The 25,974-nt window shown below is 62.2% G+C and carries 27 protein-coding genes; 15 read left to right on the top strand and 12 right to left on the bottom strand.

Translation table 11 applies throughout. The annotated features are described in order from the left end of the window. Nucleotides 1–73 precede the first annotated feature (73 nt). Nucleotides 74–784: an rRNA pseudouridine synthase gene (locus tag DYST_RS12845; RefSeq protein WP_239946019.1), complete on the bottom strand. Its 711-nt coding sequence runs from the start codon at nt 782–784 to the stop codon at nt 74–76. Between the two features lie 186 nt (nt 785–970). On the opposite strand from DYST_RS12845, the gene DYST_RS12840 reads away from it, so the two are divergent. The 3 genes from DYST_RS12840 to DYST_RS12830 all read left to right on the top strand — a co-directional run bounded on the left by DYST_RS12840 (nt 971) and on the right by DYST_RS12830 (nt 2,882). Continuing rightward, a complete protein-coding gene (locus tag DYST_RS12840; RefSeq protein ID WP_239946018.1) occupies nt 971–1,282 on the top strand; it encodes a hypothetical protein in 312 nt (103 codons plus the stop codon). Between the two features lie 110 nt (nt 1,283–1,392). Further along, nucleotides 1,393–2,064, top strand: a complete 672-nt coding sequence (locus DYST_RS12835; RefSeq protein WP_239946017.1) for a dihydrofolate reductase family protein — start codon at nt 1,393–1,395, stop codon at nt 2,062–2,064. A gap of 149 nt (nt 2,065–2,213) precedes the next feature. After that, nucleotides 2,214–2,882: an NAD-dependent epimerase/dehydratase family protein gene (locus DYST_RS12830; protein WP_239946016.1), complete on the top strand. Its 669-nt coding sequence runs from the start codon at nt 2,214–2,216 to the stop codon at nt 2,880–2,882. A gap of 109 nt (nt 2,883–2,991) precedes the next feature. Here the strand turns inward: DYST_RS12830 and DYST_RS12825 are convergent, their stop codons facing one another. Beyond that, nucleotides 2,992–3,441 (bottom strand): GNAT family N-acetyltransferase, encoded by a 450-nt coding sequence (locus DYST_RS12825; RefSeq protein WP_239946015.1) that lies wholly within the window; start codon nt 3,439–3,441, stop codon nt 2,992–2,994. A 227-nt stretch (nt 3,442–3,668) separates the two neighbouring features. On the opposite strand from DYST_RS12825, the gene DYST_RS12820 reads away from it, so the two are divergent. The 3 genes from DYST_RS12820 (at nt 3,669) to DYST_RS12810 (ending at nt 5,745) form a co-directional block, all read left to right on the top strand. After that, nucleotides 3,669–4,253 (top strand): fasciclin domain-containing protein, encoded by a 585-nt coding sequence (locus DYST_RS12820; RefSeq protein ID WP_428993907.1) that lies wholly within the window; start codon nt 3,669–3,671, stop codon nt 4,251–4,253. 197 nt (nt 4,254–4,450) lie between these two features. Then, nucleotides 4,451–5,008: a sigma-70 family RNA polymerase sigma factor gene (locus tag DYST_RS12815; protein ID WP_239946014.1), complete on the top strand. Its 558-nt coding sequence runs from the start codon at nt 4,451–4,453 to the stop codon at nt 5,006–5,008. After that, entirely contained in the window at nt 5,005–5,745 is a 741-nt protein-coding gene (locus DYST_RS12810; RefSeq protein ID WP_239946013.1) for an anti-sigma factor, read from the top strand. The genes DYST_RS12815 and DYST_RS12810 overlap by 4 nt, the downstream gene beginning before the upstream one ends. A gap of 94 nt (nt 5,746–5,839) precedes the next feature. On the opposite strand, the gene DYST_RS12805 is transcribed toward DYST_RS12810, so the two are convergent. Together DYST_RS12805 and DYST_RS12800 are read right to left on the bottom strand one after the other, a co-directional pair. Continuing rightward, nucleotides 5,840–6,235 carry a DUF4440 domain-containing protein gene (locus tag DYST_RS12805; protein ID WP_239946012.1) on the bottom strand — a complete coding sequence of 132 codons (396 nt, stop codon included), beginning with the start codon at nt 6,233–6,235 and terminating at the stop codon, nt 5,840–5,842. Next, nucleotides 6,222–7,415 carry an MFS transporter gene (locus DYST_RS12800; protein WP_239946011.1) on the bottom strand — a complete coding sequence of 398 codons (1,194 nt, stop codon included), beginning with the start codon at nt 7,413–7,415 and terminating at the stop codon, nt 6,222–6,224. The genes DYST_RS12805 and DYST_RS12800 overlap by 14 nt, the downstream gene beginning before the upstream one ends. Before the next feature lie 103 nt (nt 7,416–7,518). Between DYST_RS12800 and DYST_RS12795 the strand changes: the two genes are divergently transcribed. After that, a complete protein-coding gene (locus DYST_RS12795; RefSeq protein ID WP_239946010.1) occupies nt 7,519–8,412 on the top strand; it encodes a LysR family transcriptional regulator in 894 nt (297 codons plus the stop codon). Between the two features lie 32 nt (nt 8,413–8,444). Here the strand turns inward: DYST_RS12795 and DYST_RS12790 are convergent, their stop codons facing one another. Next, complete coding sequence (locus DYST_RS12790) at nt 8,445–8,792, bottom strand: gamma-glutamylcyclotransferase family protein (RefSeq protein ID WP_239946009.1); 348 nt, start codon at nt 8,790–8,792, stop codon at nt 8,445–8,447. Nucleotides 8,793–9,055: 263 nt separating this feature from the next. Between DYST_RS12790 and DYST_RS12785 the strand changes: the two genes are divergently transcribed. The 5 genes from DYST_RS12785 to DYST_RS12765 all read left to right on the top strand — a co-directional run bounded on the left by DYST_RS12785 (nt 9,056) and on the right by DYST_RS12765 (nt 13,197). Further along, complete coding sequence (locus DYST_RS12785; protein ID WP_239952109.1) at nt 9,056–10,114, top strand: DUF5694 domain-containing protein; 1,059 nt, start codon at nt 9,056–9,058, stop codon at nt 10,112–10,114. A gap of 166 nt (nt 10,115–10,280) precedes the next feature. Continuing rightward, a complete protein-coding gene (locus tag DYST_RS12780; protein ID WP_239946008.1) occupies nt 10,281–10,883 on the top strand; it encodes a cytochrome c oxidase assembly factor Coa1 family protein in 603 nt (200 codons plus the stop codon). Nucleotides 10,884–10,963: 80 nt separating this feature from the next. After that, a complete protein-coding gene (locus DYST_RS12775; protein WP_239946007.1) occupies nt 10,964–11,587 on the top strand; it encodes a hypothetical protein in 624 nt (207 codons plus the stop codon). A 134-nt stretch (nt 11,588–11,721) separates the two neighbouring features. Further along, nucleotides 11,722–12,648 (top strand): M14 family metallopeptidase, encoded by a 927-nt coding sequence (locus tag DYST_RS12770; protein ID WP_239946006.1) that lies wholly within the window; start codon nt 11,722–11,724, stop codon nt 12,646–12,648. 45 nt (nt 12,649–12,693) lie between these two features. Continuing rightward, nucleotides 12,694–13,197: a hypothetical protein gene (locus DYST_RS12765; RefSeq protein WP_239946005.1), complete on the top strand. Its 504-nt coding sequence runs from the start codon at nt 12,694–12,696 to the stop codon at nt 13,195–13,197. Between the two features lie 93 nt (nt 13,198–13,290). Here the strand turns inward: DYST_RS12765 and DYST_RS12760 are convergent, their stop codons facing one another. After that, nucleotides 13,291–13,563: a hypothetical protein gene (locus tag DYST_RS12760; protein ID WP_239946004.1), complete on the bottom strand. Its 273-nt coding sequence runs from the start codon at nt 13,561–13,563 to the stop codon at nt 13,291–13,293. A gap of 27 nt (nt 13,564–13,590) precedes the next feature. Then, entirely contained in the window at nt 13,591–14,004 is a 414-nt protein-coding gene (locus DYST_RS12755; RefSeq protein WP_239946003.1) for an organic hydroperoxide resistance protein, read from the bottom strand. 298 nt (nt 14,005–14,302) lie between these two features. On the opposite strand from DYST_RS12755, the gene DYST_RS12750 reads away from it, so the two are divergent. From DYST_RS12750 to DYST_RS12740, 3 genes are read left to right on the top strand one after another with little or no spacing between them, the layout of a single operon-like run. Beyond that, nucleotides 14,303–14,845: a redoxin domain-containing protein gene (locus DYST_RS12750; RefSeq protein WP_239946002.1), complete on the top strand. Its 543-nt coding sequence runs from the start codon at nt 14,303–14,305 to the stop codon at nt 14,843–14,845. A gap of 41 nt (nt 14,846–14,886) precedes the next feature. Further along, entirely contained in the window at nt 14,887–15,627 is a 741-nt protein-coding gene (locus DYST_RS12745) for a response regulator (RefSeq protein WP_239946001.1), read from the top strand. Continuing rightward, nucleotides 15,624–16,943 (top strand): ATP-binding protein, encoded by a 1,320-nt coding sequence (locus tag DYST_RS12740; RefSeq protein WP_239946000.1) that lies wholly within the window; start codon nt 15,624–15,626, stop codon nt 16,941–16,943. The genes DYST_RS12745 and DYST_RS12740 overlap by 4 nt, the downstream gene beginning before the upstream one ends. Before the next feature lie 16 nt (nt 16,944–16,959). Here DYST_RS12740 and DYST_RS12735 read toward each other — a convergent pair whose 3' ends face one another. The 5 genes from DYST_RS12735 to DYST_RS12715 form a co-directional block, all read right to left on the bottom strand. Next, entirely contained in the window at nt 16,960–18,351 is a 1,392-nt protein-coding gene (locus tag DYST_RS12735; protein ID WP_239945999.1) for a sensor histidine kinase, read from the bottom strand. Further along, nucleotides 18,348–19,013: a response regulator gene (locus DYST_RS12730; protein WP_239945998.1), complete on the bottom strand. Its 666-nt coding sequence runs from the start codon at nt 19,011–19,013 to the stop codon at nt 18,348–18,350. Before DYST_RS12730 ends, DYST_RS12735 begins: the two co-directional genes overlap by 4 nt. 164 nt (nt 19,014–19,177) lie before the next feature. After that, a complete protein-coding gene (locus tag DYST_RS12725; RefSeq protein ID WP_102301465.1) occupies nt 19,178–19,891 on the bottom strand; it encodes a phosphatase PAP2 family protein in 714 nt (237 codons plus the stop codon). Nucleotides 19,892–19,910: 19 nt separating this feature from the next. Then, entirely contained in the window at nt 19,911–22,220 is a 2,310-nt protein-coding gene (locus DYST_RS12720; protein ID WP_239945997.1) for a TonB-dependent receptor, read from the bottom strand. A 146-nt stretch (nt 22,221–22,366) separates the two neighbouring features. Further along, on the bottom strand, nt 22,367–25,750 hold the full coding sequence (locus tag DYST_RS12715; protein WP_239945996.1) for an autotransporter outer membrane beta-barrel domain-containing protein: 3,384 nt from the start codon (nt 25,748–25,750) through the stop codon (nt 22,367–22,369). Nucleotides 25,751–25,974: the final 224 nt, after the last annotated feature.

The raw sequence follows: 25,974 nt of genomic DNA, 5'->3' as shown, positions 1-25,974 counted from the left end.
CACGACACTCTTTTAGCCAAGCCGGTCGGTGACACCGATCCGCGATGCGTGGCTCGCCCGCCTTATCACGGCATCAAAATCGATCTGTACTGAGCAGATAACGCCATTGACCCGGTGGCAATCGGGACATGGGAACGCGGCCAACACGGATGCGCTTGATCCCGAGCACCTTCAGCCCCACTGCGCTGCACATGCGCTCGACCTTCTCGGGGGCGATCCGCTTCAGGGCAAAGCGCAGGTGGGTTTCGTTCTGCCAGCTCACCTTGATCGGCGGCAGCGCATAGTTGTCGAAGCTGAGCCCGTGGTTGAGCAGCGCGAGGCCATTCGGCGCCAACTTGCCCGCGACCTCGACCACCAGCTCCTGTTCGATGCGGTCGAAATCCTCTTCCAGGCGGCGCTTTACGCGCCAGTCCTGGGTGAAGACCACCAAGCCCTCGGCTTTGTCGGGCAGGGGCAGCGGCGACTCCAGGCGGGCAAAGTGACGCTTCAGCACGCGCACGCCGGAGGTATCGTCAGCGGCGTGGCTCTCCACGCGAATCAATGCCCGAGCTTCGTCGATAGTGATGCCTGCTGGCTTATGCAGCACCAGCGTGGCAGGTTCAGTAGGCTCCAGCCGGGCATTCGGATCGATCTCGATGTGCTGTTCCAGCACCTTGAACTGCGGCTCTTCGACGATCACGCCGTCCACGCGCACCCAGCCGCCTTCGATATACATCTCCGCTTCGCGTCGCGAGCACTGGGCCAGGGCGGCGACACGTTTGGCGAGGCGTAGGGGTTCTGTCATCGGTGTTGCCTTGGTGAAGGTGGGACATTATAGGCGCCGCCATTCTGGCGCGAACATATCGCAAGGCTCACGCCAACCCGCGTCCTGCACGACACTTGCCGCCTGGCGAGAGCTTCGGCAGGCTCGGAGCGTTGGTTTCGAGCTGAAACGGAGCCGGTCCACCACGGGACGTACATGGTTAGTCGATTGTCATTTCTGAAAGGTTGGTTGCCGGGGTTTGCGTTGAGCTTGCTTGGCGCAGTGCTGGTCGTGGTCGCGCTGTGGACATTGCCTGAGACCTGGCTCGCGGACAGCCCTGTCATGCTACGGCTAGCCGGCTGCATCGCGCTCCTCTATCTCCCCGGCCTGTTCCGTGTCATCCATTTGTGGCGCACGAGCCGACATGGACTGGCCTGGGCTACCTTGGGCGGTTGCACCATCGGCACGGTGCTGCTGGCTTTGCTTGGCGCGCTACTCGTGGCGATTGCCGTTGGCGAAAGCCTGCCCCGCCATGACTAGACTGAAGGCCTTGGCAATGAATTTGACCAACGCGAACGGATATTTCGGCATCTGACGTTTTCTGATCCATAGACGCAAGATCAAGCGCATCTCCACGGCAGAGGTGTTCCATGAGAAAGCTCATCGCATCCACGTTTGTGTCGCTCGACGGCATCATGCAGGCACCCGGCGGACCGGAAGAAGACGCCACGGGTGGATTCACGCAGGGCGGTTGGATGTTTGCCCATGCAGCAGACGAGAGTCTGGACATCTCGGCAGCCGGTTTTGACGGCAAGGGCCGCGAGCTGGTGCTCGGGCGGCGGACCTACGAGATATTCGACGCATACTGGCCATACCAGCCGGACGAGAACCCCATCGCGAAGATATTCAACGCGGCGAAGAAACATGTTGCGTCGCGCACGTTGACGACACTCGATTGGAACAACTCGACCCTGCTCGGAAACGACGTCGTTTCGGCCATCACCGCCCTCAAGGCTCAGCCGGGTCTCGACCTACAGATCATTGGCAGCGGCAACCTGATTCAATCGCTCCAGGCCGCTTCGCTGATCGACGAATACATCGTGTGGACCTTCCCCGTTGTACTTGGGCGTGGCAAACGCCTCTTCGGCGGGATGGCCAAGCCATCATCGCTTCGGCTGATCGCGTCCAAGGTATCGGCGAGTGGTGTCGTGATGAGTACGTATGTGCCGGACGGTGATATCCAGCTGGGCACGTTCGTGGAGGATGCGCCGAGCGAGAAGGCCTTGGCTTTGCGAAAACGGATGGCGAGCGAGACGTGGTGACTTGCTCAGAAGGGCGTGCGCTGACGTGGATAGAGCCGCATGTTCCCTTCCGTTCCTCATGCGGAAATCACGCATACTTTACGGGTACCTTTTATAAAGCGGGCGCGTCGCCAAGGCGCGCATAACCTCATACGAAGACGAGACATACCATGAGCTTTCGCGTTCTGGTCGCCGGTGGTACCGGACAAGTGGGGTCGGCAGTGATACGGGCATTGCTCGCCACGAGCTCCTGCGCGGAGGTCGTGCTGGTCAATCGCCGGGAGGCACCTATCGCGGCCGACGCGCGTCTGCGCCAGGTGATCATGGATACGGGTGCGCCAAGCTTCGCCAGTGATGTCGCCGAACTGGCCGGGACATGTCGTGCGCAGGGTGACCCTGTGTATGCCGCATCGTGCATCGGCATTGGCAAAGGGAGCCAGCAATGGAGCGTAGACGACATGAGGAAACTGGAGATCGGTGTGGTCGGCGCGTTTGCGCGCGGCTGCCTGGCTGCAGGCGTCGAGCGATTCGGGCTACTTTCGGCAGCCGGTAGCAGCACCAAGAGCCGGATTCGCTACGCCCGCATCATGGGTGAAAAGGAGGACGCCGTGCGCGGCGTCGGATTCAAGCAATTGGCCATCTTTCGACCCGGCATCATCGCCGGCAATGCGCACACCCCTGGTTATCTTGCTGTACTCGGTCGCCTGGTGCCGGGATCGTTCGGAACGATTGATCAGGACGATATCGGTCGTGCCTTTGTCGGTGAATTTCTGCACGGAAAAGACGGCACGACGATTTTGGAGAACGCGGCGATAAGGCAACGAGCACGCGCCCTTTAGAGACCGCTCTTTGTAACGCTTAAGCAAGCGTCAGCTTTCGGTCTGAAAGGAGTTGGGTGAGTTCAATGCGATGCTCTTCGAAGTTATCGCTAAGAGCCGACGCGAATTCCTAAGGATGAATCGCGTAGACGAAGAAATCATTGTCTCGTAGCCAACCAAGCCCCTCGTAGAGCGCCTGGGCGGCGACATTGTCGCGGGCCGTCTGCAGCTCCAGCCGCCCGGCACCCCGGCGGCGCGCTTCGTTGACTGCTTCTATCATCAATGCCCTGGCGATCCCTTGTCGGCGAGCCTGTTTTGCTACAAAAAGGTCATAGAGGATGAAGCTAGGTACGGCACCCACCGAGTCAAAGAGCGGATACAACTGGGTGAAGGCGACGATCTCACCTTCAGGGTTCTCGGTAACGAGTACCAGTGACGAGCCCTCTGCCAGTCGAGCCTTCATGAAGCTACGCGCGAGCGCCGCATCCGCCTTCTGCGCGTAGAACTGTCGATACTCGTCGAACAGTACCGCCACCTGGTCCAAGTCATTTAAATCCGCGATGCGTACCTTGATCGACACGGGCTTCTCCCTGGGGTGCGAACTTCGTCCGAGGTACTGCTCCATAGCATATGCCTTCCAGGATGAGAGGCATGAGTGCTTACGGTCAACGGGGATTCCGTCCCTGCGAGCGCCACGCTTGCTCAGGACCCCGGCAATATTTTTTTGCGTCGGCCTGCATCCGTTGGCTGCTTACGTTCGTATCTAACTGTGCTTCCAGCCGGAAGTCGCTAGTTACGGAGATGATCATGAAAAGCTATCAACGCGCGCGTTCGGTGCTGTTTGGCATGGCCCTGGTGTTGGGCGTCACTTCGTTTTCACCTTTGGCCATGGCCGATGCCATGGATGCGTCCGCATCCGTGATGGTCGGCGGCGCCGCCATGTATCCCACCAAGAACATCATCCAGAACGCCGTGAACTCCAAGGATCACACCACGCTGGTGGCGGCGGTGAAGGCGGCGGGGCTGGTTGATACGTTGTCTGGGCCGGGCCCGTTCACCGTTTTTGCACCAACCAACGAGGCCTTTGCCGCGTTGCCCGCAGGCACGGTAGACACGTTGCTCAAACCCGAGAACAAAGCGAGCCTTGTCAAAATCCTTACTTATCACGTCGTGCCGGGGCGGCTGACCGCGAAGGATCTGTCGATGAAGGTCGCCGCTGGCGGCGGTAAGGCTGAGCTAAAGACCGTGCAGGGCGAAACGCTGACCGTGAGCAAGGATGGCGACAGCTGGGCCGTGACGGATACCAAGGGCAACACCGCGCACGTCACTATCGGCGACGTCATTCAATCCAATGGGGTGATTCATGTCGTCGATAAGGTGCTGATGCCCTGATTGCTGCGTGCCATTGCGGAACTACCCATGTCGCTGCCATCCGACACGGTGCGGCGACGTGCGGTCATCAGGCGCTATGAATCCCGTCACGGTCCTTCGTGCCGGCATCAACTTGCCAAGCCGGCTTGCGAGGTTCCATGCTGAAGCAGGTACTACTTTCACCAGGTCAACCCAAGCCAGCGCACCAAGGCACATCCATGAGCCATTTCGCTGACGAACGAGACGAGCTGTCTCAGGTGCTTACGCAGGTTGCCGCCGGCAACCAGGGCGCCTTTGCTGAACTGTATCGCCGCACCGCTGCCAAGCTTTTTGGAGTGTGCCTTCGCATGCTCGCCGACCATGGCGAGGCAGAAGAAGTGCTTCAGGAAATCTATACGACAGTGTGGCGCCGAGCGGAGAGCTTCGACGCCAAGCGCGCGAGCGCTATGACATGGTTGATGGCGCTCGCCCGCAACAAAGTGATCGATCGCCTGCGGCAACGCCATGAGCATCTGCCATCCCATTCCGTTGATCTGGATGATCTTGTCGACGAACAACCGGGGCCGGCAACTCAGGCTGAAGCAACCGAAGAACATAGACGCCTCAGGGAGTGCCTTGATGCACTGGAACCCAAGCAGCGCCAATCGGTGCGCGAAGCATTTTTCTCGGGATCAACGTACAGCGAACTAGCGGCACGATGTCATGTACCGCTCGGCACGATGAAGAGTTGGATTCGCCGTGGTTTGCTGCAACTTCGCACGTGCCTTGACGCATGAATACGCCACTTGACCGCGACCAATCACAACTTCGATATGCCGAGTATGTACTCGGCGTGCTGGATGCCGATGCGCGCGCCGAGGTGGCATCCGAGGTGCAAACCAGCGACGAGGCCGCTACCGCCGTGAATCTTTGGCATCGCAGATTGCAACCCATGAGCGAAGAGATTCCGCCCATCGAACCGCCCGACCACGTGTGGGCCCGGATCCAGCAGGCGCTTCGATTTGAAGCGCGCGAGCGCGCACGCATACCGCCTGCACGTGCTGGTCTCTGGGAGAACCTGCGCTTCTGGCACTGGCTTGGCCTGGGAGCCAGCGCTATGGCCGCGGCGTGTCTGTTGCTGCTAGTCGTCACAACGGGGCCGCGCATCGCACCGTCGTCGTCCGCCATTCCGTTCATGGCGTCCTCCATCACACAGACGGGTGGTCATGTGGGCTGGACGGCAACGATGGATATCCAACAAGCCCGCATGATCGTCGTGCCAGTGGCACCCACTTCGTTCGCCCAAGGGAAGGCGCCTCAGTTGTGGCTGGTGCCTTCTGGGCGAAAGCCGATTTCCATCGGCATGATTGCTACAGATGCACCCACCGCGCTGAAGCTCGATCGCGCCCTGCTGGCGCAATTGGGCCCCACGGCCGCCCTTGCCGTGTCGGTAGAGCCCGTTGGTGGATCACCCACCGGTCAGCCCACCGGGCCCGTCGTTGCCACGGGTGCTATTGGCGCCGCGCAGGGTTGAAAGCAGCGGTTTCCGTTTTCGGCCTAGCGCGTTCAACGCGCCGGACTGCCGCCGTGTTGCTTGACGCCCTTTGGGATTCGGCAATCCAGATGTTCTACGGAATCGCCGTCTCCTGCAGAAAAAGCCAGGTCGGCCGGCCGTGGTTCGTCGGTTGCAACCACGCCGCCGAATGACGTTGGTTCGAGGTGCCATCGGCCGCTGCTTGGGTTTCGCGATACGTCACCAGCCAGCCGGTCGGTGCTTCGACGATGACTGCAACCTGATCGATTGAGATGACCATGCCCGGTCGGGCTCCGCCCAGGCGCGCGAAGAGGCTCCGTACATCGTCGCGCTCCAATCGTTCGCCGCGGATGGTCACCATCTGAAAGACGTTGGCGAAGCATCCGACAAGCGCGTTCAACGCGTCTGGCGGGGCATCTCCCCGAAACCAGGTTTCGATCTGTTCGTGCAGGAGAATGATTTCGGCAGACGCTTGTTCAAGCGTGGTCATGGTCGGTTTCCAGATGTGGTGACGAGGTGTGGAGAATAGGGCGTCGCAGGAAGATCATGGGCGCCAGTGACAGGCATGCGGCCACGACATAGGTGATGGTGGCATGCCCTGTGACAGCCAGGAGCCCACCGAGCGCAACCGGCCCGATGAAGAAGGCCCATTGTCGATTCAAGTTCCACGCGGCGCTGGCCGGCAGCATGTCATCAGCGGCAATGTCCAGAAAGGCAAGCGTCTGGGCCGTGCTGGAGCAGAGGCTGCCGCCGAAGCCCATGCATAGATAGGCCACCGCAGCCGACGCATGGCCTCCTTCGCGCACCGTCGCCAGCCAGGCAATGCCCAACGACTGGGCGACCATGCCGATGAAAAACAACCGGCGAGGCCCTTGCCGAGCGAACCATCGGCGCGACAAACCAATACCCACCGCTGACGCCATAGCCCAGGGAAGCATCAGCACACCGACATCCGTCGGGGCGAATCCACGGCGTGCCAGATCGATAGCGGCGACAAGATTGACGCCCACGAATACGCCTGGCACCAACAGGTAGATCAGCATGGGAAGACGTAATGTCGGGATGCGCAGCAGGCGCGGCACACTGGACAGAAACGGTACGTGCGGCAAGCGAGTCTGATCCGATGGAAGCCAGGATGCAGCAAGGGCGAACACAACGAGTGCCGCTGGTGCGCTCGCCGCGAGCAACGCGCGCCACGAGACCCATTGCGTGAGCAGTCCGCCGGCCCAGGGTGAAAGCGCAGGAACGAACAGGGCGATGGCCATGATGCGTGTGGTGAGCGCCGCGCGTTCGCTGACGGGTGTCAATCGATACGCCCAGGCTTGTCCCACCGGAATCAGCAGACCTCCGGCCAGGCCCTGGGCCAGGCGACACACCACCAGTAGCGATGCATTGGGCGCGATGCCCGCGAGCAGCGCCGCAACGGCGAACCCGCCAAGCGAGGCGAGCAGGGTGGCGCGCTCGCCCCATGCACTGGCCCATCGTGTGGCGCAGGGAATGGCGAGCGTCAGGCCCAGCGTATAAGCCGCACTGATCCAGGCAAGCGTGCCGGTCGAGGTGTGCAAGTCGGTACCGATCGAAGGCATGGCCACGTTCGACGCGAACATGTTGACCAGATCGAGCGAGAAGCCAAACAGATAGACGAGGGTGATTCGATGGCGCCGGAACACGGGATGCTTCCTGTAAGCAGGCGGGCAGCGTAGTCGGATACGCGCGGTGGACACAGCCTTAAACGGCTCGCTACAGTGTCAAACCCCGTTTGACGGTTGCGCCATGATCAGCCTGGAACGATTCGACATCTTCAAGGCCATCGTTGACACCGGCTCTTTGTCCGCTGCAGCGAAAGCGCTGGGCACCAGCCGCGCGGTGGTCAGCTTCAATCTGAAGCGCCTTGAGGAAGGTCTGGGTGTCACTCTGCTTGCCCGCAACACGCGCGGCCTGACGCTGACGGATGCCGGAAAACGCTTCTACGTGCGGTGCGAGGAAACCCTGGACGCCGCGCGCCGCGCCGTGGACGAGGCGCGCGGAAATCAGGCGGTACTTCGCGGGGAGCTTCGCATTACCACGACGCCCGAGTATGCGGCGCACGCCGTTATTGCCTGGGTCAGCGCGTTCATGGCGCGCCATCCGTCGCTGCACGTCCATCTGTCCACGACGGCCGCGCCTGCGGCATTGATCCCGGAACGGTTCGATCTCGCGATACGGCTGGGACGGCTTCCCGATTCGGATCACCGGGCCGTGCTGCTGTCGCGCCACGAACTTGTCGTGGTCGCGGCGCCGCGTCTACTGGAGCGTCATGGCCTGGAGCGACTTGATGATCCCGATGCAGTGCTCGCGTTGCCGCGCGTGGGTTATCCGCGTCTGCCGGATCAGGTGGCGCGCGGCGAGGATGGCGGAGAGGTGACATTTGCGAGCGATCCGCCAGAATCGACGGTGAGCGCGGATCACGCCGCCGCCTTGCTTGCGTTTGCGCGCGCCGGGCACGGCACCGCGATCCTGCCCGATTGGCTGGTGCAGTCCTCGCTTACCGATGGAAGCCTTGTTCGCGTGCTTCGCCGCTATCGCTTTGCCGAACAAGGCGTGTATGCCGTCTATCCAAATACCCGCCACGTGTCACGTGCGGTGCGCACCTTCATTGATTTTCTCAAAAGCGGCGGCAAGGCTTGAACGATGGCTGTGTCATGGCGGATCGAGCAGCGTCACGCCTGGATATAAACCCACGCCTGTCTGCCTGATTTGAGCCGGACAGCAACACGCTTGTAATCTGAGACTTCATAGCGATCAGCGGCAGCCAGTTCGGCGTCGGTCACCCGGAACACTTTGCCAGACACTTCGTCGGCCGGGTTGTCACTCGAAACAACGATGGGATGAAACCTCTGGCCGCTCTTGCGAAGCACCTCGGGATCGGTGATCTCGACCATCTGGCGGCGATAGCCAGGCATGGCGTCTTCGTCTCCATCCAATAGACGTCCGAAGGATTCGAGCTGGACACTTTCAAGTTGAAGCGTCCCATACGAGAACAGCAGTACGTGTGAATCGGCTGACACCTTTCTTCTCCCTACGAGCCACGTCCCGCATTTTACGCTACGCCGCATCCGGCGTAGCTGACAGATTTTGTCCGGGACGATCCGCGAACCCATGACCTTACGCACATCGTTTCGCGCTGGTGGTAGTGATATCACTGGGCAACGCGGTGGGGTGTGCATGGGAGATCTGCGCACGGCCTGAATGGCAAACGATCTACGGTCGCCTGCCGAACCTTGGTGTTGGCATTCAAAGGAAAGATATGCAGCCCTCTATGGCGATTCGACTGTTGTGCGTGGCCTTGGCCGCGCCCGGGCTGGTTCACGCGAAGGTCGATCTGACCTCGGTGGATTCGGGTATGGCCGGCCCGCGTAGCCAGGTGCTGGTGCTGGGTAGCGTGCATCTGAGCCAGTTACCCAAGGGGGCAACGATCACTCAGGACCAACTGGCTCCCTTGTTGGATCGGCTGGCGACCTATGCGCCCGGCATCATCACGATTGAAGGTCTTTCCGGCGAAACCTGCGACCTCATGAAGCGTCATCCAACGGTGTACGCCGCTGACGACGTGGCCAACTACTGCCCGGACACATCCAAGGCAAAAGCCGTGACCGGGCTCGATATCCCTGCCGCCATTGGGGAGGCGCAGCGTCTGCTCAAAGCGTGGCCAGCTGCGCCGACTCCGGCACAGCGACGCCATCTGGCCGCGGTGTTCCTTGCGGCGGGTGATCCCACATCCGCGATGGTCCAGTGGCTGCAGTTGCCGGAGGCGGAGCGACGAGCCGGTGATGGTCTCAACGACGAGTTGGTGGCGTCGCTACAGAAGGCTCGCGACCGCCCGAACGAGAGTACACAAATCGCGGCCCGACTGGCGGCGCGGCTTGGCCTGCCACGCGTCTATCCCATTGACGACCATACGGGAGACAACATCGACGTAGGGGATCCGGTCGCCTATGGCAAGGCCGTACAGGCCGCCTGGGACGCCGCTGCGCCTCGTGCCAAAGCCATGCGCGACCGTGAGGGCGAGCTGGAGCATAAAGGAGACGTACTCGAGCTTTACCGCTTTATCAACTCGCCGGCCTTTCAGCAGATAACGGTGGACACCGATTTCGGCGCGGCCTTGCGCGACCGCTCACCGCAGCACTACGGTCAACGCTATGTGGCCGGCTGGGAAGGGCGCAATCTACGGATGGCCGCCAATATCCGCACGACGTTTGGCGACCAGCCGGGGGCGCGCATCCTGGTGGTGGTGGGTGCTTCGCATAAGCCGTGGCTCGATAGCCTGATGGGTCAGATGCAAGGCGTCGATATCGTTGATGTGCAGCATCTGTTGAGCGACGGCAAGTAAGCTCGCTGATCTTCGCTTTGCAGAATACGTTGACTGCGGGGAAGATGTGACCTCGTAGCGCCGTAGAGCCGCTTCATGCCAGGGATGGTGTGCGTTGCCCGCGATGTCGGGCCAATGAGCATGTCCACCTCAGGCGGGGCGGTAACTTCTTGCTTGGGGAGATCGCATGGAAAACACATCGGGTGGCGGAGCCGGAGCCGTTGTTCCGCCCGAGGTCAATCGCTGGAACTGGGGCGCGTTTCTGCTCACGTGGATTTGGGGCATGGGCAACGGCACCTTCATCGCGTTCCTCGTATTCGTTCCCTTGGTCAATATCCCGATGTTTTTTGTGTTGGGCGCCAAGGGAGGCGCGTGGGCGTGGCAGAACAAACGCTGGAACAGCGTGGAGGATTTTCGACGGACGCAACGCATGTGGGCCAGGTGGGGCATCATCATTCCCGTGCTCTTCGTGCTGCTGTTCGGCGGAATCTTCTGGAGCATCTTGTCGGCCATGAAGGGCTCCGATGCCTACAAGCTTGCCGTCAGCGAACTGCAACGCAGCGAGCAGGTGACCGAAGTGCTCGGCACGCCGATAACCACGGGCTTCCCCACGGGGGGCATCCAGGTATCGGGGGGCGACGGAAAAGCCAATCTTTCCTTCAGCGCCGAAGGTCCCAAAGGCAAAGGCGAGGTCTATATCGAGGCCGTGGAAGCCATGGGGCAGTGGCGCGTGGAACACGCCGTGTTCGAAGATGCGGCGACGAAGCAGCGTATCGAACTTCAGCCGTAGTTCTTCCCGGCAGGTGAGGGATATCCTGTCGCCGAAGCGAGTGGTAGTTCTTGAAGTCAGTCAGATTCGAGGAGTCTCACGTGAACGTATGGCGTACCTTGCCTACCGTGACTACGATCGAGGAGTTTGAGCGCGAACTCGAGCACATCATCCATCGGCCGACGGCTCTGCGCCCCTTTGTGTGCAACGGATCGCCCCTCGCCTGCAGGGCTTTCATTGTCGGCTTCAACCCCGCCACATCGATGAACGCGGGATTCTGGGACTTCTGGCGTAGCGGCTACGGCTTCGACAAAGAGAAATGGCTCGAGTGCTACAAGGATGAGCGACAGCGTCGTCCTCTTGCACCGGGCAAGACTCGGCGGTCTGCAGTAAGTCCTTCGCGTCGCGTTATTGAGTGGATCATCGAAGAGGCGGGGTCGGTCGGTGTTCTGGAAACGAATATCTATGCGCCCGCCACGGAGAAGGCGAAGGAACTGGCGAAGGAACAACAATGCACTCAGCCTTTTGAATTCCTGCTTGACGCGGTGAAGCCATCCATCTTGGTGGTTCACGGCACCAAGGCCGCCGACTATTTCCGCGCCCACAATGATGCCGGACGAGGCGCGAAGATCATCGAGAAACGGCATTTCTCTCGAGGTTGGTCTGAAGCGGATGCCCGCGCGCTCGGTCGCGAAATCATGGATGAGTGCGCGTCCCTACCGTAAGGCACGGGTCGTATCGGGACCCGTAGCGAATCAGATTGAGCCCGATGAGGACTACACCCTGATCATCGCGACGGGCTGAGCGGTCGCCGGACACGGTGCTAGAGTAGGCCTTTACCGACCATCGCGAGTTCACCATGAGCAACCCGGCTTTCTATCCCATCGGTACTCCCGGACAGCCGTGGGGTGCGGCGGAACGAGCGGAGTGGCTTGCGAAACAGACCAAGCACCGCAGCTACGCGGCCGATGTGCTCAGCGTTGTCGAGAACCTGCGCGAGCTGTTCGACGTGACGGAGTACGGCACGCTGAACTATGGCCCCGAGCACTATCCGCTGATGGCCGTCCGCAGCCGCGACTGGCGCGACGACCTGCCGGTGCTGTTGGTGACGGGCGGCGTGCACGGTTACGAAACCAGTGGTGTGCATGGCGCCCTGCAGTTTCTGCAGCAGCACGGCCGCGACTATGCCGGCCGCGCTAACTTGCTGGTGGTGCCCTGCGTTAGCCCATGGGCGTATGAGCGCATCAATCGCTGGAACCCTGGTGCACTCGATCCCAATCGCAATTTCCGAAAGAACAGCCCGGCAGGTGAATCGGCGGCGCTGGTCGATTTGTTGGAGCCGCTGCGCGATCGCGTGTTGATGCATATCGACCTGCACGAAACCACTGACTCGGACGAGTCGGAGTATCGTCCGGCGCTGGCCGCGCGCGACGGCAAGCCGTTCGAGCCGGGTGAAATTCCCGATGGGTTCTATCTGGTGGACGAGGCCGAGAACCCTCAGCCCGATTTTCAGCAGGCTGTGATCGTGGCGGTGGCCAAAGTGACACACATCGCGGACGCCGACGCACGCGGCGAGATCATCGGCGCGCCGTTGCTGCTGCCGGGCGTGATCAAGTATCCAGTGAAGGAGTGGGGGCTGTGCGCCGGCATTACCAATGCGCACTACGCGACGACCACCGAGGTGTATCCCGACAGCCCGCGCGCCACGCCGCAACAGTGCAACGACGCCCAGGTAGCTGCGGTGTGTTCGGCCATCGACTATGCGCTGGCACATCGTCCCGCCTGAACGACGCGCCATGAGAGAGCGCACCCACCGCGACGCCTGGACACCATGACCAACAACACGCCATCTACGCTTCCCATCAGCATCTGCAAGGTCGCCACGCCGGATGGCAAGGTGTCCTACGTGACCTTGGCGGCGCTAGAAGACGCAGGCAGGCAAGGGCTTGTCAGTCAGGAGATCGTCGGTCAGCTGCTGGATGCCCAGCGTACCGACGATCTGTTTGCGCCTGACAACTTTGCACGCAACCGTGCCTTCGTCGAGTTCATGCACGATGTGATCCGCAAGCACGGTCCATCCGTGCCGAACCTCATCGCGGCAGCGAGAAGTCAGGCGGATGGCTGGGTGTACGTCATCGACGGGCGAACCCCCACGCCCGAGGGTCCCGTGCCCCCGGAAGACATCGTGGGAGGGTTCGAAGTCAGGCAGGGCGAGGTCGTTGCGGATTCCTACCAGGCGAACCCGAACCACCAGGTGCTTTCCCCGCGTGGATTCTTCCAGTTGGATTCCGTTTTGCAGGCGCGCTTGCTCGACGAGCTCGCGACGAATCGCTAACGGGCACAACCTTGGGTCGAGTCCGCAAGAATCTTGAGTTGCTTGCGGACCGGTGATTTACGACGCCTGCTGCGCATCAGCGCCGGGTCATTACTATTTTCTTGAGGCTGCGCTGTCCGGCACGTGCAGCGCTTGCGGCGCGAGTTGCGACGGGTAATCGACGTCCCAGTCCGATCGGCCATTGATCTGGCTGCCGGGTGCCGTGCGCTGTTCGTCTTCGCGCGGTGGCGCCGGGAGCTGTGCGGTGGCTGCGGCATCGCGATAGGCATCCACTGGCTTGATCGCCTCTTCGGCATGGCTGCCAACGGTGAACAACGACAGGGCCAGCGCCAAGGCGGTGACGAGGTTTGCAGGTGTGCGTTTCATGGTGAATTCCTCAGGCAGGCGGCTGGGTCAGACCAGTGAGATCACGACGTCGATGTTTCCGCGCGTCGCCTTGGAGTAGGGGCAGGTCTGGTGCGCGGCATCGATCAGCCAACGGGCTGTGTCACGGTCGAGGCCGGGCAGCGAGACGGCGAGGCGGGCCTGCAGGAAATAGCCGTCCGGGCCTTGGCCCAGGTCCACTTCGGCGGAGACAGCGGTGTCGGCGGGCATATCGATCTTTCGCGTACGGGCCGCATGACGCATGGCGCCCGTGAAGCAGGCGGACCAGCCGGCGCCGAACAACTGTTCGGGATTGGTGCCGGGCAGGTTGGAGCCGGGAAGCGAAAGTTTGATGTCGAGCTGTCCGTCGCTGCTGTGCGACTGGCCCTCGCGGCCGCCGGTGGTCACGGTCTTGCCGGTATAGAGAATGGAGCGTGCGTTCATGGGGTGGATCTCCTGAGATGGGGGTGACATGGCTGTGGATCAGCCGGTGTGGCTGAGGAGACCCTGGCGGCGTATCGCAGATGTGTCCCGTTCGGCGCCAAAAGGCATCGAAACATGTCGGGATGGCGAGCCGATACATTCAGATACATATCGGGCACACGCGGCTCTGAATGGCTACGGGGCGCGGATACAAAGTGATACAAAAAGCCGGGTGCGGGGACACGCCCGATACAAACAGGGTTGTTCCAATGCATACGTCGGCGGCCCCACCTGGCCACCCGCCATGGAGATACCCACAATGAAATTCCTTCGTCTTGCCCTCGCCGTAGCGGTCTTCAGTGCAGCCCTGTTCATCGCGTTACCTGGTACCTGGAACATCGCCAGCGCCGAAACCCCAACGCCCGATGCAACAGCACCCGACTTTGCAGGGGCGACCCAATGGCTCAATTCGCCACCGCTATCTATGTCGGCTTTGCGCGGCAAAGTGGTGCTGGTGGAATTTTGGACGCGCGAATGCATCAACTGCCTGCACGTGCTGCCGCACACCAAGGCGCTGTACGACAGCTATGCCGGCGACGGGCTGGTGGTGGTCGGTGTGCACACGCCGGAGTATGACGAAGAGCGCGATGTGACCAGCCTGCGGCAAGCGATCCGAACGCTGGGTATCCGCTACCCGGTGGCGATGGATAATGACAACCGGATCTGGAACGCCTACGGCAACCGCTACTGGCCGGCTATCTACTTGATCGACCGCGATGGCCACGTGGTCTATCGCCATGTCGGCGAAGGCGACTACGATCAGATGGAGGCGCGTGTCCGCCAGCTATTGGGCAAAGCGTAAGCGCAAACGGCATGTCGCCCCACCGGGCTAACGGAGATTGCATGGAACACATCGACCATATCCTCGTCGTCGATGACGATCACGGCATCCGCACGGGCATCGCGGACTATCTGCGCAAGAACGGCCTACGCGCCACCACGGCCGCCGATGGCCGCGAGATGTTTGCGCAGTTGGATACGTCGGCGTTCGACCTGGTGGTGCTGGACATCATGATGCCCGGCGACGATGGGCTGGTGCTGTGCCGCACGCTGCGTAGCGGTAAGCACAAGCACGTGCCGGTGGTGCTGCTCACCGCACGCGACGACGAGACGGACCGCATCATTGGCCTGGAGATGGGAGCGGACGACAACGTCACCAAACCGTTTTCACCGCGTGAGCTGCTGGCGCGCATCAAGGCGGTGATCCGCCGCACGCGCATGCTGCCGCCGAACCTGCGCGTCACCGAGAGCAGCGATGTTATTGCGTTCGGTCGGTGGAGGTTGGATACCACCGCACGCCATCTGCTGGATGACGATGGCACCGTGGTCTCGTTGAGTGGTGCAGAGTTCCGCCTGTTGCGCGTATTCCTTGACCATCCGCAGCGCGTGCTGTCGCGCGATCAATTGCTCAACCTTACGCAGGGCCGGAATGCGGAGCTGTTCGACCGCTCCATCGACTTGATGGTGAGCCGCCTGCGCCAGCGCCTGCAGGACGGCGCCCGCGAGCAGACCTATATCAAGACCGTACGCAGCGAAGGCTATGTGTTCTCGATGCCGGTGATACTCAACGGTGATGCACCGTGAGCACGGATTCGCCAGTGATCAGCCGGCGCTGGTGGCCGCGCAGCATGGCATCGCGGCTGTACCTGATTCTTTTTGCCGGGTTGATGCTGGCGCAGGGCTTGTCGTTCGGTCTGCTGTACTTCGAGCGTATGCAGAGCGCGACGGCGGTGATGTTCAATACGCTGGAGCACGACGTGGGTACCTCGGTCGCCGTGCTTGATCGCCTGCCCGCGGCCGAACGGTCGCGTTGGCTCAACCGGTTGGAGCGCGACAACTATTTCTACATCCTCGGCTCCGGTGAGCCGGGTGATCGCCTCACCACACAACGTTCGCGCGATGTGCTTGCCCTGATCGCCAAGGAGGTCGGGCCGGACTACCGCGTCTACGGCAACACCATCTCGATGTCGCCGGAGCGCTACCAGGTTCACTTCACCCTGCACGACGGCACACCGCTCACGCTACAGATCACGCCGCATATGAAGCCGCTGGCGGCGTGGCTGCCCTTTGTGTTCACCCTGCAGGTGATCCTGCTGCTGGTGTGCGCCTGGCTGGCGGTGCGGCTGGCGACACGTCCACTCGCGACACTGGCCGAGGCTGCCGATGCCATGACGCCGACCGCCAACGGGCCGCGTATCCCGCAGGACGGACCTGCCGAAGTGGCACGCGCAGCTAAGGCTTTCAACACCATGCAGGACCGCATCGCCCTGCACGTGAAGGAACGCCTGCATATCCTCGCCGCCATTTCCCATGATCTGCAGACGCCGATCACACGTATGCGCTTGCGCGTCGAGGCGCTGGATGAGTCGCCGGAGCAGCAGCGCATCATCGACGATCTGCACGAATTGCAGCACCTGGTGAAAGAGGGTGTGGCGTACGCGCGCAGCGCACATGGTGATGCCGAGAAGCCGATGAAGATGGATGTCGGCGCCTTCCTGGAAAGTCTGGTATTCGATTATCAGGACGTTGGCCAGCCCGTGAACATGGCGGACACCATTGCCATCACCGCCACCGTCCGGCCGCAGGCATTGCGCCGCGTACTGGTCAACCTGATCGACAACGCGATCAAATACGGCGGTTCGGCGGAAGTCGCCCTGCATCGTGCCGCGCCGGATGCGTTCACTATCACCGTGTCCGATCGCGGCCCTGGCATTCCGGAGGACGAGCTCGAACAGGTGTTGCAACCTTTCTACCGTCTCGAATCCTCGCGAAATCGCGATACCGGCGGCTCTGGCCTGGGGCTGGCCATCGGTGCGCAGTTGATCGCTTCCATCGGCGGCCATTTGCAACTGGCCAACCGCGACGGTGGTGGACTACAGGCGGTGATCACGTTGTCGTGAAGCTGCGTGTGCCGCTTCAGGGCGACAGCAGGGGAATCGATACCCGCACACGCAGCCCACGGCCCTGCGGCGAGTCCAGCAGTTCGATGGAGGCGCGGTGCAGGCTGGCGGCGCGGGCGACGATGGAAAGGCCCAGGCCATAGCCTTCGCCACGGCTGCCGTTCTCGCGATGAAAACGGGCAAACACATCGCGACGGCGTTCGGCGGGGATACCCGGTCCGTTGTCGATCACTTCCAGCGTGGCCTCCTGCCGGCTTTGCGCGACAGCCAGTTGGATGTGGCCACCCGCGGGCACGTAGCGCAATGAGTTCTCCAGCAGGTTGCGCAGCAGGGCGACGAGCGCAGGCGCATAGCCCTGCACCAGCACGAGGCCGTCCTGTTGCGCAAACCCCAGTTCCACGCCACGGCGCTGGATGACGGGCGCGAGTTCTTTCACCACGTCGTCCGCGACCTCGACGAGATTCACCGGCTCGAATTGCGCGGAAGCTGCACCCGCTTCGAGCTTGGCCAGCGCCAGTAACTGCTCCACGCGACGACTGAGTATGGCGACGCTGTTGTGCGCGCCCGCCAGACTATCGTGGACCTCGTCGGGGTCGACGGTTTCCATCGCGCTTTCCAGGTTCAGCTGGATGGAGGCCAGCGGGGTGCGCAGCTCGTGCGCCACGTCGGCGCTGAAGCGCCGCTCGCGTTCGAGTGCATCTTCCTGCCGTGCAAGCTGCTCGTTGAGCGCGTTCAGCACCGGGCGCAGTTCGCGTGGCGCATCGGGCAACGCGATGCGCTCGCGGCTGCCCGGTTCGCGTTCGGACAGGGCGGTGGTGAGGCTGGCGAGCGGGCGCAAGCCGCGACCCACCGCCCAGCCGACCAGCAGAGCGAGCACAGGCAGGCCGAGCAGGAACGGCAACCCGTGGTCGATCCACAGCGTATGCACGATGTTCTCGCGGCTGTCGTAACGATCGCCTGTGCGGATCACGTACTGGCTATTGGGATCAACGTAGTTGAACACGCGCCACACGTGATGCTGTTTCTTCAGATCGTGGTACGCCGAGCGATCATCCGGTGTGGCGGGCAGCGTCATCAGGTTGAGTGTGCCAAGCACAAGCTTGCCCTGGCGATCGAACACCTGGAAGCCCACTTCCGATTCATGCGTGGCGACTTCACCCTGCGCGGCCAGCACGCTTTTCTTCTGCACGGGAACGATGATGCCGTCGCGGTTGGCAAACGTCTGCAGGCCGGACTGGCGGATCAGCGCGGCGACGGTATGCGCTGCCTCGGCAAGGCGCGCGTCGGACAACACGGCCATCTCGTCGCTGGTGCGGTAAAAGCTGTAGAACGCCAGCGGCAACAGGAACAGCACCAGTAGCGCGATGATCATCCAGCGCAGGCGCCCGCGCAGACTGTTGGGCTTCACCGGGCGTCCCGCGGAATCATGTAGCCGAACGCGCGTACGTTCTGGATGGCATCGAAACTCAGCTTGCGGCGCAACGAATGCACCAGCACGTCGATGGCACCGTCGGTGACGACTTTCTCGCCGCCGTAGAGTGAGCTTTCCAACATGTCGCGACGCACGACGCGACCCGCACGTTCCATCAAGGCTTGCAGCAGCGACAGTTCGCGCCGTGTGACATCCACTTTGTTGCCGTGGAAGGTGACTTCCAGCGTACCCAGGTCCAGGCACAGTGCGCCGGCTTCGATGCGGTTGGCGGACAGCCCCTGCATGCGGCGCGTGAGCGAGCGGATGCGCGCGCCCAGTTCATCGAGATGGAACGGCTTAGTGAGGTAGTCGTCGGCACCGGCGTCCAGGCCGTGCACGCGCGCTTGCACCGCATCCCGTGCGGTGAGGATAAGCACGGGCGTGGTAACGCCGCTGTTGCGTGCCTCCGTGAGGATGTCGAGCCCGTCCTTGCCTGGCAGGCCCAGGTCGAGCAATACGAGGTCGGCCGTCTTCTCTTGCATGGTGGCGATGGCTTCGGTGCCGTCGGTGAGCCACGTGACCGTGTACGACAGGCGCTCCATCGCGCGCTGGATAGCCGCACCAAGTTCCAGATCGTCTTCCACCAGGATGATATGCACCGCGCGCCCCTTCCAACGAAAACAGCAGGCCACGGGACATTCCCGGGGCCTGCCTTCGATTGTCTTGCAGTTTTGTTACCGTCCCGGGAAAAAAAGGGCCCATCCGTGGGCACGTGCTCCATCGAAGCTAAGGGAAGGGGCGAGGATCAGGGATCCTCAAGGGCCTACGGCGTCTTCGGAGCCAAACCGGCTGCCCGCAATTCTTCGCGAGCTGCCGCCAGATCGTGTTGCAAGGTGGGCGAGGCGAGCATGTCGGTGGCGAGTGCCGTGCCAAACCCGCGTCCCGCATAAATATCCTGCAGCGTGTGCACACCCTTCACTACGCGACGCCAGCCGATGTCGCGGGCGTGCTGCATCAGGGCGTCGGCATCCTGCGGGAACAACTGGGCCAGCAGGATCGCGTCCACCGTGGCCTTACTGGAATGGCCGCTGGGATAGCCGAAACTCTTCTTCGCCGCCTTCTCCGGGTTGCTTGCGCAGTCCGAGGCGGGCGGGCAGGGGCGCGGGCGCTTCCAGTGGTTCTTGGAAAGATCCACCGCTTCCTTGGTTTCTTCTTCCGCTTCCTTGAACAGCGCAGCCACGCGAGGGAGCTTGTCTGCCTGGAAGCCGGGCCCGATCAGCGGTGCGAAGTCGAACGCATTGAACTTTTCTTCCTGCTTGGCCTGGGCGAAGTCCGCTGCCGAACGCTCCGCAAAAGCGCGGTCAGTGGCGGCGTAGTCCGCCTTGTCTTCCGCGCTGCCCGGCGCGCTTGGCGCGGGCAGGGCAGCCATCACGGCGCTGACTTGCGCGTCGCTGAGGTAGGTCTTGGCGTGGCCGTCGCTGGCGGCGGCCAGCGACGGTGCGAGCAGGAGCAGGGTGAGGAACGTGTGCTTGAACATCAAATCGTCGCCCCGTCCGTCAGAGTGCCAGCGAAACCGAAGCGAACCAGCTGCGGCCCGGCAGCACGTAGTACGAACCCACGTTGCTGCTCACCGAGTTGATCACCAGGTTGTGCGCGTCGAACAGGTTGTCCACCTGCAGGCGCACCTTGTAGCTCTTGATCACCGAACCGCTCAGGTTCTGGCCGTAACCAATGCTCATCGCCGCCTGCCAGTAACCGCCGGTGCTGATGGTGGAGCTCACCGAGGACGCAACGTCCGGACTGAAGCTGGAGTTGTAGGCCTTCTGGCTGCCGGTGTACTTGTCGTACAGCGACGCGAAGAAACCCTGGTTCTCGTACATCACGCCGAGCGCGGCGGTGCGGTTCGGCACGTTGGGCATGTCCAGGCTGGAGCCCTTGAAATAGGCATCCTGCAGCGAGCCGTTGGCGAACACGCTGGCACCCGCGCCCACGTAGTACGTGGCCTCGCCTTCAATGCCCTTGATGTATGCGCCCTTCGCCAGGTAGTAGACCGGATCGGTGGTGCCCGGCACCGTGGTGGAGAACTGGTAGTTCTTGTAGTTGATGAAATACACGTCGGCGTCAGCGTTGAAACGCTCGGTCTTGTAGACCGTGCCGAACTGGTAGTTCATCGTCTGCGTGGGATGCGTGTTGTTCGCCGTCGGGTTCGGCACGTAGAACTGGTTGAGGTTGGGCGTCAGGAAGCCCTGCGCCGCCTGTGCGTAGACGCTCCATTCCTGGTTGAACGTGTAGTTAGCCGTGAGGTAACCCAGCGTCTTGTCCCAGCTCTGCTTGTAGAACAGCGGCGTCTTGGTGGTCTGGTTGATCGGCGCTTCGATGTCGCGGCTCACGTCGAAGTACTTCACGCCCGGGGTGATGCTCAGGCCGTCATAGGCGTACCACTCGTACTCGGCATAGAGCTGACCGGTATGGAGCTGGTCCGTCATGATGTACTTGTACGGACCGCTGTACACGCCCTTGCTGTTGAACGTGCCGAAGGTCGACGCGCCCGGCTTCACATCCACGGCGCCGTCGCGGCCGTAGTCGATGGCGATGCTGCTGCGGTTGTTGTCGGTGTACTCGTACCAGCCGCCCGTGCGGAACTGGCCGTGGTCGTCCGCATGCACCAACTGCAGCACGTCGCCCCAGGCGCGGTAATTATTGATCTTGATGTAGCCGCCCATGTTGGTGGGCGATGCCTTGGTACCAACGTACGGGCTTTCGTGGCTGGTGTTGTCGTAGGCGTAGGTGTAGACCTTGTTGTCCAGCGACCAGGTTTCCGACAGCAGGCTGTGGACGCCGATGTATTCCAGGTCCGTCTGCTTGGTCTGGTAGTTGTAGCAGGCGCAGTTGACGCTGGTGCGGTCGTTGTTCAGGCCAAAATTGCTGCCCAGTTGCGTGATCTGCTGCAGCGTCAACGAGCTGAGGTTGGGATTGTTGAAGCGGATGTAGTTGTAGTTGCTGAGGAAGGTGATCTCGGTGCTGTCGCCGATCGGCTGCACGTACTTGATGTAGCCCGTCTTGCGCGACATGTCGCCGTCCGTCTTGGCGGTGTCTGTGCTGATGTATTGCGCGCTGGCGATGAACTTGCCGCCGCCGAGATCATCGAGCTTGCCGGAGTTCACTTCCAGGTGCGTGAGCGAGGTGTCGTAGCTGCCAAAGCTTTGCGTGGGGATGAACGAGAACGAGTCGGTCGGGTCCTTCGAGCTCAGCCCCACCGTGCCGCCAAACGTCGCTTCGCCGATGGTGCTGGCGCTGCCGGGGCCGCGGTCCACCACGATCTGGCCGAGCATCTTGGCCGGGAAATAGCTGCTGGTGTGGTGACTGAAGTCGTTGGTGTCGCCGAACGGAATGCCGTCGTACGTCACGTTGTACTGGTTGTCGTTGAAGCCGCGCAGCGTCATCTGCTTGGACTCGCCCAAGCCGGGGCCCGCAGTGCTCACATTGGTGACGCCCGGCGAAATCGCGGCAATGGTGGCGTAATCGGCGGTCGGCGCAACGTGGTTGCTGATCCAGTCCAGGCCAATGATCGACTGGGGCTGCGTGATGTTCAGATCGGCCTGCGTCGGTGCCTGGGTGATGGCGGACTGCGCAGCAGTGCCGCGCACTTCGACCTCTTCCAGCTCCTTCGGCGCCTTCAGCGCGTTGGCATTGGCTTTGGCCGTCGATGCGTCTGTGCTGGCATCCGTGGTGGCCGGATCGGTATCGGCGGCATGCACGGGCATGGCCAGCGACAGGCCGGCAACCAGGGCCAGGGCGATCGCGCTGGAAATCGGGCGCAAGAGGGTGTGCGACGCCTGATGGCGCCGGCTGAGGACGTTGGGCATGGTGGTATCGGCAGTGGCTGGATTCAGCGCACTAGCGTGAATTTACGATTTGACAGTTATGTTTCAGCCGGGTGATGTGGGGCGACGAATCACTTAGCGCCGTCTTAGACGTGCCTTTTCCATGGTCTCGGAACGAGTAGGGGCGGCTACCAGTTCCAGCGCATGCCCATGCTGCCATTGAGCGCCTTGACACCGTCGCCGAAGCCCTTGTCATAGCTGACGGTGGCGTAGAGCGTTGCACCTTTGTGCAGAACGGCGCTTCCGCCGACACCGAGCTCCCACCAGCTTCCGCCGAGATCGGAATGGAACGGCACATTGCCATCCTGCGATGAGAACGCGGTGACCGCATCCGATTTGAACTCATGCCAGAGGTTAGCGAAGAACCACCCGGCGAGCAGATCCGGCGTGTACTTCTGGTTCCATTGCCAGGTGCGTGATGCACGGCCACCGATGCGTCCGGCCAGCGAGTCGCTGTCACGAAACTGCACGCTGGCGGCGGAATCGTAGGCGTTGGCCAGATGCAGCGATTGATAGATCAGCTGGCTTTGCGGTTCCAGTGACCAGCCGTTGCCGAACGCGAATGGATACCCGCCTTCCGCCGACACGGCTGTACCGAAGCCGTGGGTAGTGAGGTTCTCTTGTTGGTTGGACGTGGATGTCGCGTTGTACCACGTGCCTTGCAACACGCCATCGACATACCAGCCGTTGGCGCCGAAGTGCGTCCAGTAGCCGCCGACCGAATATGAATCAAAGCGGTTGTTACCCGCCGAGGTGTTGTCGTAGTTGCTAACGCCGCCGTGGCCGTGGCCTACCGATGCCAACACACCGGCGAAGTCGCGTCCGCCATCGGTTTGTTTTGTGCGATAGAGGTCTAACCCGGCTTGTACGGCGATCATGTTGTCGTCAAACGAGGGGCCGTCGCGATAGATGCCACCGGGTTTCGCATCCCATTCGCCGTCCTGCCCGACCACACGGGCCCACACGCCGCTGGCGCCGAAGCCATCGTCGGACAGGTCGCGCAGTTGTTCTTCTTCGCCAACGCGATCGTGCAGCGTGCCGATCAGCGCCTTGCCGTAGTTGAGTGCCATGGAAGGCAACGCGGCGTATAGCGACACTTCGCTGCGGTAGTACGGCACATACGGTTCGACTGGCGGCGGAGTTGGCTCACCCGGCGTCACCACCGGTGGCGGAGGCGCCACGGTTCCGGTGATCTCCGACGGCGGTAGTGGCGGGTTGGGATTCTCCGAGCGTAAGTACCAGGAATAGGCCGAGGTGTTGTCGCGCGCACCTTCGAACAAGGCGTATTGATACGGCCCCGCTTTCAGCGACGTGCCCAGCACGAAAGCGCCGGACGTGGACGTCGCGGGCGTGTTGGCCGCTACCACTTGTATGCCGTTGCCGGTGGTCGCCGCACCCAGGCCACCCACGTTGGTGACGTTGAGCACGGTTTGTCCGCTGGCGCTGCCGCCGTTGATTACCAGCAAGTCCGTAGGGGGGCCGTCACCACCTAGCACCGTGTTCATGGCTACCTGCGAACTGCCTTGGCCCACCAGGCTGTGGACAGATAGCGTATTGCCCACGCCTGTGCCGGCAAGCTGGATCAGGTTGTTGTTGGTCAGTGTGCCACCGATGGTGAAGCTGCCCTTGCTGCCGCCCTGGAACAGCGACAGCGCATCGGCCACGGCGATGGTGCCGCTGTTGTTCACGTCACCGGCGGTGCTGCCATAGCCGCCGAACGTCGCGCCGCTCGCCACCGTCACTGCGCCACCGCCGGCGAGGGCGGCCGTGCTGTTGGGCGCGTTGCCCACGATCAGCGTGCCGGCGTTGACTTGCGTCGTGCCGCTGTAGGTGTTGGTGGCGGTGAGGATGGTGGTGCCCGTGCCGTTCTGTTGCACGGAACCCGACGGGTCTGGCGTCGTGTTCGTCCAATCGCTGATGAGGTTGTTGAAGGTCACGGTGTCGGAGCGATCGAAGATCAGCGTGCCGCCGTTCTGCACGTTGCCCGTGATGCTGCCCGTGGTGCCGCCGTCGCCTGGTTGCAGGGCGCCATTGGCGATCACCGTTCCACCGGTGTACGTGTTGGCGCCGGTCAATGTCATGGTGCCGGCACCTGTCTTCACCAGCGCGCCGCTGCCGGATGCCACACCACTGAATGACGTGGATGTGCCGAGCCCGCCGGTGGTGAGTGTTCCCGCTTCAAACGTCACGGCACCTGCGCCGGCCAGGCTGCCGATGGTCTGGTTGGCGTTGCCCAGATCCAGCGTGGCGCCGCTGTTCACGGTGAACGCGCTGGATGGCGAGAGCACGTTCGCCGCACCCGCTTGTAGCGTGCCGCTGGCGACGGTGGTCGGGCCCGTATAGGAGCCCGCACCCGCCAGCACCAGTGTGCCGCTGCCGGACTGTGTCACCGAGCCACTGCCCTGGATGGGTGCGGCAATGCTCAGGTTGCTCGCACTGGTGAACACCAGCGAGCCGTTGTCGGTGATCTGTCCACCGATGGTCAGCGCGGGGCCGTTGAAGGTGGCGGTGGTGCCCGCATCGAGCGAGAGGTTGGTGAGTGTGTAGCTAGGTGCCGACAGCGTGACGTTGGCGCTGTTGCGCAAGGCGACCAACTGCCAGTTGGGAATCGCATTGGCGAACGCCGTGGACGTGAAGCCGTCGAACACTAGCGTGTTGTTGCTGCCGCCCGAGCCCGCGTCGATGGAGCCGGTGGTAGTGGAGCCGGCTTCGAGCATCACGGTGTTGTTGGATTGTCCCGGCCCAAACAACACGGCACCGAGATGGCCGCTGAGTGTGCCCGCGTTGGTCACGGTGATGCCGTTGGCGTTGGGGCCGTTTCCGTAGAAGCCGTAGGCGTTGTCACTGGTGACGCTGGCGCCGGCTTCGTTAGTGAAGGTGCCGGGGCCGGCCATCTCCACGCCGTTGCCGGCGATGGCCATGGTGGTACCCGTGCCGATGGTGGCGTAGGCGCCGTGCGCAGCGACGTTGCCGTAGTTGAGAATGGTGCTAGCCACCACGCTTTCCGAGCGGATGCCCGCCGACGATGCGCGCGTGCTGGTGCCGGAGATCGAGCCGTACGTGTCGATCTGTCCGCGATTGATCAGTGTATTGCCGGCGGTGCGGTTGCCTGTGCGGGCGAACATGCCTACGGAATTGCTGCCATTGGTGCGGATGGTGCCGTCGTTCTCCAGCGTGTTGCCGTAGCCGACGGTGGTGCTCGATGCGTTGCTGGGGTCGCCTGCCCACATGCCGTAGGCGTTGATGAAGGTGGTGGTGATCGATCCGCCCTTGCCTACGGTTACGGTGCTGTTGTTGGCGACCTGGATAGCCGCGCCGGTGGTGGACAGGCCCGAGCCAGCGTTCACGGTTACCGTGGCGCCATTCAAGGGAATGGTGAGCGAGCCTGTTCCAACCACGGTCGCATTGATGCTGCTGGTGAACGGGTTGGGCGCGTTGGTATCGCAGATGACGGTGGTGCCACTGGGTTGCAGCACGCAGTTGGCGAACGCAGAGGGGGCGAGCGTGGCCAACAGGCAGGCAACCAGCCATCGTGGTCGTGGAAAGCTCGATGCAGATCGCGAAGTGCCCTGCGTGAGGGAGTTCGCTCGCATTTCCCGTTGTTGTTGCGCATGTCGATTCATGATCAAGTCCCGAAAAGCGACGCTCAACGGCGTCGTTGACTACCATCGCTTCGGTGACCCAACCGTGAAACAAGTTGTACAAGGCAGCCCCCAAGCCGCCCGGAGAACGTTAC

The organism is Dyella terrae, from assembly GCF_022394535.1.
GTDB lineage: Bacteria > Pseudomonadota > Gammaproteobacteria > Xanthomonadales > Rhodanobacteraceae > Dyella.
The sequence above is the reverse complement of the archived record's forward strand: the minus strand, read 5'-3'. Positions and strand labels throughout refer to the sequence as shown.